Origin of the sequence: Bacillus sp. F2HM (assembly GCF_019266135.1) — a bacterium.
GTDB classification, from domain to species: domain Bacteria; phylum Bacillota; class Bacilli; order Bacillales; family Bacillaceae; genus Bacillus; species Bacillus safensis.
In genome coordinates this window covers 206,254-220,117 of the sequence record NZ_LRMO01000001.1, presented here as the reverse complement: position 1 = coordinate 220,117, position 13,864 = coordinate 206,254, and the positions used below count along the sequence as shown (strand labels likewise).

General features: G+C 42.8%; 11 protein-coding genes. 9 read left to right on the top strand and 2 right to left on the bottom strand.

Features of this window, described 5'->3' with window-relative positions; translation table 11 throughout:
- The first annotated feature begins 19 nt into the window (after positions 1-19).
- From galT to qoxD, 6 genes are all read left to right on the top strand, one after another.
- A complete protein-coding gene (galT, locus tag AWT60_RS01095; protein WP_218676758.1) occupies positions 20-1,531 on the top strand; it encodes a UDP-glucose--hexose-1-phosphate uridylyltransferase in 1,512 nt (503 codons plus the stop codon).
- Between the two features lie 12 nt (positions 1,532-1,543).
- A complete protein-coding gene (locus tag AWT60_RS01090) occupies positions 1,544-2,626 on the top strand; it encodes a M24 family metallopeptidase (RefSeq protein WP_041108306.1) in 1,083 nt (360 codons plus the stop codon).
- Positions 2,627-3,143: 517 nt separating this feature from the next.
- Positions 3,144-4,100 carry a cytochrome aa3 quinol oxidase subunit II gene (gene qoxA, locus AWT60_RS01085; RefSeq protein WP_087976235.1) on the top strand — a complete coding sequence of 319 codons (957 nt, stop codon included), beginning with the start codon at positions 3,144-3,146 and terminating at the stop codon, positions 4,098-4,100.
- 27 nt (positions 4,101-4,127) lie between these two features.
- Positions 4,128-6,086, top strand: a complete 1,959-nt coding sequence (qoxB, locus tag AWT60_RS01080) for a cytochrome aa3 quinol oxidase subunit I (RefSeq protein WP_024423835.1) — start codon at positions 4,128-4,130, stop codon at positions 6,084-6,086.
- Positions 6,086-6,703 (top strand): cytochrome aa3 quinol oxidase subunit III, encoded by a 618-nt coding sequence (gene qoxC, locus AWT60_RS01075; protein WP_024423834.1) that lies wholly within the window; start codon positions 6,086-6,088, stop codon positions 6,701-6,703. The genes qoxB and qoxC overlap by 1 nt, the downstream gene beginning before the upstream one ends.
- A 1-nt stretch (position 6,704) precedes the next feature.
- The gene (gene qoxD / locus AWT60_RS01070) at positions 6,705-7,085 is read left to right on the top strand and encodes a cytochrome aa3 quinol oxidase subunit IV (RefSeq protein WP_012011667.1); all 381 of its coding nucleotides are present in this window, start codon (positions 6,705-6,707) and stop codon (positions 7,083-7,085) included.
- Positions 7,086-7,162: 77 nt separating this feature from the next.
- Here the strand turns inward: qoxD and AWT60_RS01065 are convergent, their stop codons facing one another.
- Entirely contained in the window at positions 7,163-7,426 is a 264-nt protein-coding gene (locus AWT60_RS01065) for a spore morphogenesis/germination protein YwcE (RefSeq protein WP_008345491.1), read from the bottom strand.
- Between the two features lie 477 nt (positions 7,427-7,903).
- On the opposite strand from AWT60_RS01065, the gene AWT60_RS01060 reads away from it, so the two are divergent.
- The 3 genes from AWT60_RS01060 (at position 7,904) to AWT60_RS01050 (ending at position 11,033) form a co-directional block, all read left to right on the top strand.
- The gene (locus AWT60_RS01060; protein WP_041108302.1) at positions 7,904-9,115 is read left to right on the top strand and encodes an FtsW/RodA/SpoVE family cell cycle protein; all 1,212 of its coding nucleotides are present in this window, start codon (positions 7,904-7,906) and stop codon (positions 9,113-9,115) included.
- 111 nt (positions 9,116-9,226) lie between these two features.
- Entirely contained in the window at positions 9,227-9,976 is a 750-nt protein-coding gene (nfsA, locus tag AWT60_RS01055; RefSeq protein ID WP_041108300.1) for an oxygen-insensitive NADPH nitroreductase, read from the top strand.
- A gap of 55 nt (positions 9,977-10,031) precedes the next feature.
- Positions 10,032-11,033, top strand: a complete 1,002-nt coding sequence (locus AWT60_RS01050; protein WP_218676757.1) for an LLM class flavin-dependent oxidoreductase — start codon at positions 10,032-10,034, stop codon at positions 11,031-11,033.
- Positions 11,034-11,353: 320 nt separating this feature from the next.
- Here AWT60_RS01050 and AWT60_RS01045 read toward each other — a convergent pair whose 3' ends face one another.
- Complete coding sequence (locus AWT60_RS01045; RefSeq protein ID WP_218676756.1) at positions 11,354-13,780, bottom strand: S8 family peptidase; 2,427 nt, start codon at positions 13,778-13,780, stop codon at positions 11,354-11,356.
- Positions 13,781-13,864: the final 84 nt, after the last annotated feature.

Here is a 13,864-nt window from a genome sequence, read left to right as displayed (position 1 = left end):
AAGAGAGGGGACAGAGAGAATGGCGGTTGATATTTTTGAAAAACTGGAACAGCTGATTCAATACGGGATCAATCAAGAGCTGATCACACGACTAGATATCGATTATACGAGAAATCGGCTGCTTGAGGTGCTTGGGCTGGATGAAGCTGAGCCGAGAACAGTCTCAGGGGAGGCGGAGCTTGAAGACATCTTAGTGCCGATGCTGGATTGGGCAGTTGAGACTGGCCTTATCCCTGAGGGGACGGATACGTATCGCGATTTACTAGATGCGAAAATCATGGGATGCTTGGTGGCGCCTCCAAGTGTCATCTACGCAAAGTTTGAAGAGAAACGCCAGCATGAAGGGCCAGAGGCGGCTACAAGCTGGTTCTATGAAATGCAGAAGCACGCACACTATATTCATACAGGCAGAATCGCCAAAAATGTGCAGTGGTTTACACCAACAGATGATGGCGTGCTGGAGATCACAATTAATCTATCAAAGCCGGAAAAGGACCCAAAAGCAATCGCTGAAGCCAAAAAGCTTAGTCAAAAACAATATCCTCTTTGTCTCCTTTGCAAAGAAAACGTTGGGTTTGGGGGGCGGATCAACCATCCAGCGAGACAGAATCACCGGATTATTCCTGTGACACTCACAGATGAATCTTGGTTTCTACAATTTTCACCTTATGTGTATTACAACGAGCACTGCATTGTGTTCAAAGGCGAACATGAGCCGATGAGCATCACCAAAAAGACCTTTGAACGATTGCTTTCTTTCATATATATATACCCGCACTACTTCATCGGATCGAACGCCGACCTTCCGATTGTCGGGGGCAGTATATTAAGTCATGACCATTTTCAGGGCGGTGCGCATGAATTTCCGATGGCGAAAGCGGAGGTGGAAGATGTCTTTTCTCTGAATGCCTTTCCGAATGTGAGGGCTGGCATTGTGAAATGGCCGATGTCTGTCATCCGGCTTCGAAGCAGCGACCGGCAGACGCTTGCAGACGCCGCAGACTTTATCTTAACCAAGTGGAAAATGTACTCAGATGAAGAAGTAGAGCTGCTAGCTCATACAGGAGAGACACCGCATAATACCATTACACCCATTGCACGCCGTCATGGCGATGACTATGAATTAGATCTAGTGCTGCGCAATAATCGTACAAACAAGCGGCACCCGGATGGAATTTTCCACCCGCACGAAGAAGTCCATCATATTAAAAAAGAGAATATCGGATTAATTGAAGTGATGGGTCTTGCAGTTCTTCCTGGTAGATTAGCAGAGGAATTAAGTCAATTAAAAGAAGCGCTCTTATCCAAAAACCCCCTTGAAGAAATCAAAGCCCGCCCTGCTATCACGAAACACGAAACATGGGCAAAGCGTCTGCTTGAAGAGAATACCTTTACAGAGGACAATACAGAAGCCATTTTACAAAAAGAAGTCGGTATGATTTTTTCTCGTATTCTCTCACAGGCGGGTGTGTTTAAAAGAACCGAGCAAGGGAAAACAGCTTTTAAACGTTTCATTCATACACTCATATAGGCAGGTGATTAGATGATTGAACAAGTAAGAACATTAATGGAAGAAAAACAGCTCGACGGTGTCTTGATTCAAAAGCGTAATAACTTCTCCTGGCTGACAGGAGGAAGAAGAAATCACATCGTGTTAAATACACCAGAGGGCGTGTGCAAGCTGCTTGTGTTAAAAGACGATATCGTCCTTATTGTGAATCAAATGGAAGAAAAGCGGATCATTGAAGAAGAGATGGCGTATATCGATCACCCATTTCAAGTGGTAACGATGGATTGGTTTGAGGATGATACGGCACACATTCAAACACTCACAAAAGACAAACGGATCGGGTCAGACATTCAAATGGATGGATTCGAATGGATCGAGCCGGATTTGTCGCAAGTCCGATCCATTCTTTCCGCATCACAGCTCCGCCAATATGAAACGCTTTGTCATGAAACAGCAGTCATTGTAGAGAGTGTCTGTAAAGAAATCGTTCCAGGACAGACGGAGCACGAAATCGCTTCGCTTGCGGCTCAAAAAGCGATCGCCCACGGAATGACGATAGAGGTACTGCTTGTGGCAACAGATGACCGGATTCATCAATACCGTCATCCAATTCCGACAGACAAAAAACTTCAAAAGCATGCGCTTGTTGTTCTTTGCGCTGAACGGCATGGACTCGTTGCGAATGTCACAAGGTCTGTTTACTTCGGTCAGCTTCCAAAGGAGCTTGAAGAGAACAAAGAGCGGCTTGCACGAATTGACACGGTCATGAATGCTGCCACGCGCCCTGGTAAGACATTGGGAGATGTATTGAAAGCAGGTATTGCTCAGTATGAAAAAGAGGGCTTCCCTGATAGCTGGAAAAAGCTTCATCAAGGAGGGAAAACGGGCTTTGTATCTAGAGAAATCATTGCAGTTCCCTCATCGAAAGAAGAAATTCAGCTGCAACAAGTGTTTACTTGGAACCCTTCATTGCCTGGATTGAAGTCAGAGGATACGATAGTCGTAGAGAAAGAGGGGAACCGCTTTTTAACCTATACAGGCAAGTGGACATACATTGACGTTGAGCATGAAGGGGACATCTATAGACGCCCTGATATTTTAGTGAGAGAAGAATAACTGCAGAATGCCGGCGCTGAGCCGGTTTTTTGCTGGAAGTCATTTAGCGGGATTCCACATATTCATCTTGATTGCCAATTCTTACACCGCATAGTCAGAGGATCGATACTTTCTTTTCTTGTCAACTTGCGTTAAAATAAGTAAGGTTTTTGTTAAATGTGGGGATACCTATTTTGAAATTGTTTACCTAGATAAAATTTCATTAAGTTAAATTGAAATTTGACCAAACTTTTTTATTGTGGTAAACCTAAATTTGACAAAGTTCTTGATTGTTTGTCCTTTGCCTTCAACTCTCAACTTTTCAAAATCCTAGAAATTTATTGTGTGTGCAATAATATAAATTTATGTCGAATTTATGACATTTTGATAGAAATCTGTTGAAAAATAAATGAACTTTTGAAAAAAGGGAAGCTAACTCTAACAGATTTTGATAGCATTACAAAGGGAAGAAAAGTTTTCGAAGGCAGATGGCTTTTCACAATTATTCAGCAATTTATACATTATTTAAGGAAGGATGGTGATCTTCTTGTTCAGAGCCATTAAACCTATGCTTTTATTAGCGATGCTCGTGAGTGTTTTTGTATTAGGAGGTTGCAGCAATATCGCTGTTTTAGATCCTAAAGGACCAGTCGCAGCACAACAAAAAGACTTAATCCTTTTATCTATCGGATTTATGCTCTTTATCGTTGGTGCGGTATTTGTACTGTTTACCATCATTTTGGTTAAATACCGTGAGCGTAAGGACGTTGGAAACGCCTCTTATAACCCAGAAATACACGGGAATACGCTTCTAGAAGTTGTCTGGACAGTGATCCCAATATTAATCGTTGCTGCTCTTTCGATTCCAACTGTAAAAACAATTTACTCTTTGGAAGAGGCACCTCAAGCAACAAGCCATAAAGATCCACTTGTCGTTTATGCGACAGCTGTTGATTGGAAATGGATCTTTAGTTATCCAGAGGAAAATATTGAGACAGTGAACTACTTAAACATTCCAAAAGATCAGCCGATTTTATTCAAAATCACTTCCGCTGATACAATGGCATCACTATGGATTCCTCAGCTAGGCGGGGAGAAGTATGCGATGGCTGGAATGGAAATGGAACAATATCTTCAAGCTGATGAAGTAGGCACATACCAAGGAAGAAACGCCAACTTCACAGGCGAGGGCTTTGCTCAGCAAAAATTCAAAGTCAATGCGATGACGCAGTCTGACTATGATAAATGGGTAAACAAAACAAAGAAAGAAGCACCAAAGTTAACGAAGAAAACGTATGACTACTTGATGCTTCCTGATGCTGCAGATGTGCAGACGTTCTCATCAACACATTTATCCTTTGCGAAGCACGGAGAAGATTCTGAATATGCACTCCAAGCACGCAAACGTTTAGGTTATCAAGCAGTTTCTCCGCATTCCAAGACAGATCCTTTCGAGAATGTGAAGAACTATAAAAGAAAATTAGAAACAGAATAAACTGACTAAGGAAAGGAGGAGGCCGTTATGCATTTAAAATGGGATGAGTTTTTTGTAACTGGAGACCCATTAATTCTTGGTGCGCAAATTTCTATCGCTCTTACTTCCATTGCCATCGTGTTTGTTTTAACCTACTTTAAAAAGTGGAAATGGCTTTGGAAAGAATGGCTGACATCAGTTGATCATAAAAAGCTTGGAATCATGTATATCCTTGCTGCTGTGATTATGTTCTTCCGCGGTGGGGTAGACGGACTGATGATGCGCGCGCAGCTGGCGCTTCCTAATAATACGTTTTTAGATTCAAACCACTATAATGAAATCTTTACAACGCATGGTACGATCATGATTCTATTCATGGCGATGCCATTTTTAATTGGTTTAATCAACGTCGTTGTTCCTCTTCAAATTGGTGCACGTGACGTTGCATTCCCTTATTTGAACAACCTTAGCTTCTGGACATTTATGGTCGGAGCAATGCTGTTCAACATTTCCTTCGTTATTGGAGGATCACCAAGTGCAGGCTGGACGAGTTACATGCCGCTCGCCGGAAATGATTTCTCACCAGGACCTGGACAGAACTACTACTTGCTCGGGCTCCAAATTGCAGGTATTGGTACACTTATGACAGGTATTAACTTCATGGTGACCATCTTAAAAATGCGTACAAAAGGTATGACACTTATGCGTATGCCAATGTTTACATGGACAACATTGATTACGTCTGTCATCATCGTGTTTGCATTCCCTGTACTAACAGTTGCTTTAGCACTTATGACATTTGATCGTTTATTCGGTTCTGCATTCTTTACACTCGAAGCAGGCGGTATGCCGATGCTTTGGGCGAACCTTTTCTGGATTTGGGGACATCCTGAGGTATATATTGTTATCCTGCCGGCTTTCGGTATTTTCTCAGAAATCTTTGCGACGTTCTCAAGAAAGCAGTTGTTTGGTTACAAAGCGATGGTTGTATCGATTGTGGCAATCTCTGTTCTTAGTTTCCTTGTGTGGGTTCACCACTTCTTTACGATGGGGAACAGTGCAGCGGTTAACTCATTCTTCTCGATTACTACAATGGCGATTTCTGTACCAACAGGTGTGAAAATCTTTAACTGGCTCTTTACGATGTATCGAGGCCGTATCAGCTTTACATCACCAATGCTTTGGGCACTTGGTTTCATCCCGAACTTCGTAATCGGTGGTGTAACTGGGGTTATGCTTGCGATGGCAGCTGCGGATTACCAGTACCATAACACGTACTTCCTTGTATCCCACTTCCACTATGTATTAATCGCAGGTACTGTATTTGCTTGTTTTGCTGGTCTTGTTTTCTGGTATCCAAAAATGTTTGGTTACAAGTTAAACGAAAGAATAGGCAAATGGTTCTTCTGGGTATTCATGATCGGATTTAACATCTGTTTCTTCCCGCAGTACTTCCTAGGACTGCAAGGAATGCCAAGACGTATTTATACGTATGGACCAGAAGATGGCTGGACTGCACTCAACTTTATTTCAACAATTGGTGCATTTATGATGGGTATCGGATTCATCATCCTTTGCTACAACATTTACTACAGCTGGAGACACTCAAAACGTGAAGTGTCTGGAGACAGCTGGGGAGAAGGACGTACACTTGACTGGGCGACATCTTCTGCAATTCCGCCGCATTATAACTTTGCAGCACTTCCAGAAGTGACAACACCAGATGCATTCCATCATTGGAAGCAAAACAATGTGGACGTTCATCCTGAAAAAGAATTCAAGAAAATTCACATGCCGCATAATTCAGGCAGACCGCTGATCATGTCTGCATTCTTTGGACTTGGTGCATTCGGTCTTGTATTTGAATGGTACTGGATTGGCGTTATTGGCTTAATCGGTGTATTCGCAACGATGATTTTACGTTCATTCGAATATGACGATGGCTACTATATTCCTGTTGAAGAAGTCATTGAAACAGAGAAAAAGAATAAGGAGGCGCAGAAGTAATGGGACATAATGATAGCAGCTATGCAAATGCACCGCTTGAATATCAGTCTGAAACCGGACGTTTAAACATCCTTGGTTTCTGGATATTCCTTGGCGCGGAAATCGTGTTGTTCTCAACACTTTTTGCGACCTACTTTGTTCTACATGGCAGAACAGCTGGCGGCGTTTTACCAGCTGAGCTGTTTGATATGAAGCTTGTATTGATCATGACATTCCTGCTATTGGTTAGTTCATTTACATGCGGGATTGCTGTTCATGAAATGCGCCGTGGAAGTACAAAAGGGGTTGTCATTTGGACGATTCTCACATTGCTTCTAGGTGCAGGCTTCGTTGGATTTGAGCTTTTCGAGTTCTTCCATTATGTACATGAAGGTGCGAGCATCCATACAAGTGCGTATTGGTCTGCATTCTTTGTACTTTTAGGAACTCACGGATTACACGTATCGATCGGTATCTTCTGGATTACCGGGATCTTGTTCCAAATTAAAAAGCGTGGATTAACTCCACAAACAGCAGCGAAGATTTTCATCTCAAGTCTATACTGGCATTTCCTTGATGTTGTATGGATTTTCATCTTCACAGCTGTTTACTTGATCGGATTAGGGGGGCTTTTGTGATATGGCTGGAAAAACACATTCCTCAGCAGAGCACGAACACTTCCCTTGGAAACACGTAGTTGGCTTTATCCTATCCATTGTGCTGACAGTCTTAGCATTCTGGATTGCGATTGGAGCTGAAATTGGCAGTTCCGCAAAACTATGGATTATCTTTGGTTTTGCGTTCATTCAAGCATTCTTGCAGCTGTTCATGTTTATGCACATGACAGAGAGTGAAAACGGAACTGTTCAAGTCGGAAATACTTTGTTTGGTCTGTTCTGTGCGATTATCTTCGTCATCGGATCTGTTTGGATCTTTGCGGCTCACTACAGCCACGGAGAGAACAGTAAAGACGGTTATTCACCGTCTGCGCCAAAGCAGTCTGAGCATTCAGAGAAATAATAAAAAAACCACTCATCTCTTGAAGGTGAGTGGTTTTTATCATGATGGTGATAACGCTTCCAATAGTTGGGCGATATCTATCTGCTGCTGAATCTTTTGCGAATGAATGGAAGTCCGTAGATGAGGAACGCTGCAATGTGAGCCAAAATCACGTTAATGGCAAAGAATGCGATCATGAAGGTATGTCCTGCTGGAGATAAACTGCTTGTCATGTAAAGACCAAAGAAAATCCACATAATCATAATGGGTGGAATAGATGCTAATGCAATTTTTCTGTTTTCCAGCCATAAAAACAGGGGTGTAGCCGTTGCTATACATAGGTACGCAAAGAACATATCCATCGTATCCAACTCCTTTGTAAGTTGATATTCAAATCAAATGAGAGGTCAGGATGCAATTGTGTCTGTTTTTAGGAGATATTGTGAACATTTTGTTACAAGTATTATACCACAATTGACTTTGAAGTAAACGTAATAATTGGAAAATAGGCCTTATTCCATACAAAATGGTTTTATTCCTCTTTCCTCAGTGCAGCTTATGCTCGTTTGATGTTTACTTGTTATATTGCCACATAGGTCATTGAATTTTCCCCTTAAAATCTGTAAAATAAACTTTTTAAAGGACTTGAGATCGATTGAATGAAAAGTGGATAGAGGGATTTTTTCCTATTGTTAGGATGAAAAGTATTTCATTTTTTGAAAATTGAATGGAACCTTTCGGATGTATCTTCCGTCATATTTAAGGTAAGTTGATTTTGTGAAAATTTCAATCTAATATAAATAAGGGCTTTTATGTTTTGTAATAAGGGTGGTTAGTTCATGAACAAGCAGAATACATCTCCTTACTATCAAGGAGATTTGATTTTTATATTTTTAGCCTTCTTTGCCATCAGTGTCATTGCGATTTATGCTGCGGGTCAATTTGGGCAGTACGGATCTAATGCATGGACCAGACAGATCATATACTATATGGTCGGAGTTATATGTATTGTTGCTATTAATTATTTTGACTTAGAGCAATTAGAGAAACTGAGCTTATATATATTTATAGGCGGCATTATGCTGTTAATTCTTCTAAAAATCGCTCCTGCACAAATCGGAGGTCATGATTTTGCTCCAATCAAAAATGGTGCAAAAAGCTGGTTTGTTTTACCTGGTATAGGGACATTTCAGCCTTCAGAGTTCATGAAAATTGGTTTGATTATGATGCTCGCATCTGTCATTGGTAAGTCTACACCTAGAGGAAAGCGGACATTAGAGGATGATATTTTCCTTCTATTAAAAATTGCCGGAGTGGCAGCTGTACCAGTTGGACTGATCTTCTTGCAGGATGCGGGGACTGCGGCTGTTTGTATGTTTATTGTTGTCGTGATGGTGTTTTTATCAGGGGTCAATTGGAAACTGATCTCTCTCATCGGTTCAGTGGTTGTGCTTTTAGTTGCTTCTGTTTTAGCAGTGATCATCTTATTCCCTGATTTTGCGAAAACAATCGGCATTCAGCAGTACCAGATTAACCGGATTACCGCTTGGCTGCCTGATAGTTCTTCGACAGCCAACCAAGCACAGACGCAGGATGCATCTGGATCTGATAAATATCAAGTGGAGCAGGCGATTATGGCCATTGGTGCAGGGCAGATTTTTGGGAATGGCATTAAAAACTTAAAGGTCTATGTCCCTGAAGCACAAACGGATATGATTTTCTCCATTATAGGTGAAGCCTTTGGCTTTATCGGCTGTGCGTTTGTTGTGATCATGTTCTTCTTCTTGATCTACCGGCTTGTCGTACTGATTGACCGTATACATCCTTATAGCCGATTTGCGTCATTCTTCTGCGTAGGATATACAGCGCTGATTGTGATCCATACGTTCCAGAACATTGGGATGAACATAGGCGTGATGCCTGTAACAGGGATTCCACTCTTATTTATCAGCTTTGGTGGAAGCTCTGTCTTGTCCGTTCTTATTGGATTCGGGATCGCCTATAACGCAAGTGTTCAATTAACGAAATATCAAAGTTATTTATTTAAATAAAACAGGTAAGGGCAGTCTAAGCATAGGCTGTCTTTTTTTTATGCGAGTTTTCATTTTTGAAAAGTCCTATGTCTTTGCCTTATGATAGAAGAAGTGAAGGAGGTCTTCGAATTGAACAAAACGATAGAAACCATATTAAATCATCGATCCATCCGTTCGTTTACAGACGAGCGTTTGACAGAAGAAGAGGTGCTGACACTGATCAAAAGTGCACAGGCTGCTTCGACATCAAGCTATGTACAGGCGTATAGTATTATTGGGGTGACAGATCAGAAGAAGAAGGCCAAGCTTGCTGAACTGGCTGGGAATCAGCCATACGTTGAGAAGAACGGGCATTTCTTTGTCTTCTGTGCAGACTTGAAACGCCATGATCATATTGCAAAAAAAGCAGGGAAGAATCATCAGGAGGCGCTTGAGAATACGGAAGCCTTTCTCATTAGCGTCATCGATGCGGCATTGGCTGCACAAAATGTCAGTGTTGCTGCAGAATCAATGGGACTTGGGATCTGCTATATTGGCGGACTGCGTAATCAGCTGAGAGAAGTCTCTGAAGTGCTTGAAACGCCATCTTATGTGCTGCCGTTATTCGGTCTGGCTGTTGGCCATCCAGCTAATCAGTCGTCACAAAAGGAACGGCTGCCAGTTGAACTCATATATCATGAAAATTCATATCAGCAAGATGAAGCGCATGTGGATCGTTATTTAAAAGAATACGACGATCGTATTTCCGCATATTATGAAGCACGAACAAACGGTGAGAGAAAAGATACTTGGTCTGAGCAGATGCTGCGGGGATTTAGTCAGCCAAAGCGTGCCTTCCTTGGGGAATTTGTGAAAGAGAAGGGCTTTAATCGAAAATAAATAGAAATCCCCCTTTCCATTAAGAGAGGGGGATTTCTGTAAGAGGTGCAGCATAATGAAATTAAGTATACTAGATCAATCTCCTTTGATAGGAGGCGCTACGCCTGCTGAAGCACTGAAGCAGACGGTTGAACTGGCGAAGCAGGCGGAGAAGTGGGGTTATCACCGTTTTTGGGTATCAGAGCATCATTTTTCAAACCGGCTTGCAGGATCGAGTCCAGAGGTGCTTCTCGGCCATTTATCAGCCGTTACGTCGCACATACGCATTGGCTCTGGCGGCGTTATGCTCCCCCACTACAGTGCCTATAAAGTAGCAGAGAACTTCAGGGTTCTCGAAGCGCTGGCTCCTGGCAGAATCGATCTTGGGATTGGACGTGCCCCTGGTGGTATGCCTATTTCCTCCATTGCCCTTCATCATGGTGAGCGCAAGCGTCTAGGCGACCAGTATCCTGAGCAGGTAGAGGAATTGAAGGTCTATTTACATGATCTAGCGGATGAATGTTACCCGCTGCCTCATTTGACCGCTTCTCCGAAGGTAGAGACCGCGCCAGAAGTATGGATGCTTGGTTCTTCTGGAGGGAGTGCAAGGCTTGCGGCGAAAGCAGGTGCAGGCTACACGTTTGCGCTTTTTATTAATGGTGAAGGCGGAGAAGACTCTGTGGAGCAATATATCAACCGATTTGAACCTTCAGTATTCGGTGATCAGCCGCGTGTCAGTCTGGCAGTCTTTGTTTTATGTGCCGAAACAGAGGAGCAGGCAGAAAAACTGGCTGTCAGCTTAGATTTATCTTTACTTGCCAATGAACAGGGGCTGAATCTTGAAGGCTTTCCTTCATATGAAGAGGCACAGTCGTATTCCTACAGTCCTTATGAACAAAAACGAGTGGCTGCCAATCGTCAAAGGATGGTCATTGGAACGCCAGCATCTGTGAAAGAGCAGCTGACCGCACTCGCGAAGGCTTATCGGACAGATGAATTGATCGCTGTGACCATCACACATCACATGCAAGACCGGCTCACATCGTATCGTTTATTAAAAGAAGCCTTTGATGCATAACGTATGTATATTTATCGCCTGCGGAGCCAGTACAAGGGGAAAAGGAGCATCATGGTGAGGAAGAAAGCGGCTGACACGAGCAGGCTGAGCGAGTAAATACAGGAAGTATAAACAGACAGCTCGCATGCTTGATGAAAAGGACGAGGCTGCTTCGTATGTAAAAAGGTTAGAAAATAAACCAAGGTGATCGTCAGAAAAAAAGCAGTAAAAAAAGAAACGATCCATAGCAATATCAACATGAGTTTCTCTTTCCTCCATATATGATCGAAAAGCCTTGATGAGCTTATCCGCTCATACAAGGCTTTTCTTGTGATGCACATTTATTCAGGGTAAATTTCGAAAGCTTCCTTCGTTTGTACGGTATCTGACTTTCCTTTCAAACTTGCATACGCAAGCATTGTATACTCACCAGCTTCAAGCTTCTGGCCTTGATTGATTGTGCCATTCCATTTTACGCGGTGCTCTCCTTTATCAACATGTTGATAAACACCAGCTTCACCTAAATACTCTCCATCGGTCGAGTAGACAAGGAATGCAAGGTTCTCAGCACCGCCAGGCAGGTAGCTGCTAATGACATAGCTTCCAGCACGATTGTCCGGCTCTACGGAAACAGAAGTGACGCGCGGATAATCAGGCTCTTTCACAATCAATAAAGTAGGGATTTCCGTGATCTTTCTGCCATTTTCGCGAATGGTTATGCTGCCTTGGTACGTCCCTTTTTTGGTTTTTCCGTAATTCACCTGTACTGCGGAAGTAAAGGATCCAGTGGAATTCCCTTTGACGGTAATTTTTTTCGTTCCGTTTGTACTAATGCCGCTGCCATTGAATTTGTAATCAATGGTATACGTTTTCGGTGCTTTTGAAAGGTTTTCTACCTTAAATTTCTTCGTTTTGATTTGAACGCCTTTTTCCTTTAAGAAAGTGCCGTAAGAATAGCTCGCATCAGAAACGATAGAAGACGCTTGAAGTGATTCCATGATTCGAACGCTGCCCGTTCCTTGTGTGTTATGAGGGAATGGGCTGCCATTTGCGTCAAACAGTTTTTCTGCTGTATTCATCAGCAATGCTTTGATTTGTTCAGTTGAGTACGATGGATTTGCTTGTTTGATGATCGCTGCAACTCCTGCCACATGCGGAGATGCCATACTTGTTCCTTGCTTAGAACCATATCCGTAAGGCTGAGAAGGATCATGCGTTGGGATCGTACTCACAATGCTGACACCGGGTGCTGATAGATCAGGCTTAATCATCCATGTATCCACAACCGGTCCGCGGGATGAGAAGTCAGCGACTTGCTCACTAAGTTCTTTGACAAATTGAATGGAGAAGGCCGTTGTATCGTTTCCAGCCTCAATGGCTTTAATAAGCGCTGTTCCTTCAGCTTTTGACAGCTTAATCGTAGGAAGTGCGAGTCCTGGTACGTCGACTGGGATTTCTCCATCAGTATTGTTATACATCACAACGCCGATTGCACCAGCGGCTTTTGCATTGTCGACTTTATCCACAAAAGCAATGGCACCACGTTCAATCACGGCCACCTTTCCTTTAACATCGATGTCTTCAAATGCCTTTTCGTCACCGATTCCTGCTTGGACGAGTGTGACTTGTTTTTGGTCAAGCGCTTTTAAATCACTCTCTTGGTAGTATCCCATGACTTTTGCAGTAGAATAATTCGGGAATTTCACATTGTAAAGGCTGTACGGAAGCTGAGTTGCTCCGACAGAAATGGCCTCTCTTGACGTGCCGGGAGAACCGACAGTCCAGTTGTTAGGACCGCTGTTTCCATTCGAAGTAACAGCCACAACGCCTTCAGACATGGCCCAATCAAGTGCAATGCTCGTTGCATAATCAGGGTTATTGACACTGTTTCCAAGAGAGAGGTTCATGACATCTGCTCCGTCAGTAACAGCCCGGTCGATGCCTGCAAGAACGTTCTCAGTTGTTCCAGATCCACCTGGTCCCAGTACACGGTATGCAAGAAGCGTGGCATCCTTTGCGACCCCTTTAATTTGTCCATTTGCCGCAATCGTTCCTGCAACGTGTGTGCCGTGATCTGTGGATTCGCCTCTAGGATCTCCTTTAGGTGTCTCTTGCGGAGAATAATCATTATCAACAAAATCATAGCCTTTGTATAAACCGAAGTTTCCTTTTAAATCAGGGTGGGTATAGTCTACTCCAGTATCAATGACTGCGACTTTGACCCCTTTTCCAGAATAGCCGGCATCCCATGCTTTTGGTGCACCGATAAATGGAGCGCTCTTATCCATAAGCGGGGAGACATCTTCGTTTGGAAGCTGGATGCTTTCCTTTTTCACTTCATCGGTTTTATATGTAACATCCGGATAAACGGCTTTTACTCCATCAACTGCGAGCAGCTTCGGGATTTCGTTTGCAGGAAGTTTCATAGAGAAACCAGAGAAGACTTTTTCATATTCTTGACGAACACTCGCTTTATCTACCTCTTTGAGTGCTGCGTTCTTTACTTTTGTTCGAGATTTTTTGAGGGAGGCTTTTGTTTGTGCTTCGCCATCTTGCTTGGCTTCAACTAAGGATTTTTCCTTTAATTCAACAATGACAGTGGTTTGTTTTCTCGAGTTGACATTGATTTCACCGAAGATTTCTGCTTTTTCTCGTTCCATCTTTTTGTTAGATGGAGCAGCAGCAGCCTGTTGACCGGTAAAGAATGTGGATAAAATAAAAATAGTGGAGAACAATAGAACAGAAGAACGAGATATTACCTTTTTCATTAATTTTCCCCTTTCTAGCTGTGTTTTTAGGGAGATAGTCTTTCTTTTTGTGGATAAATAGGAAAGATTCACTGCCCGTTATTA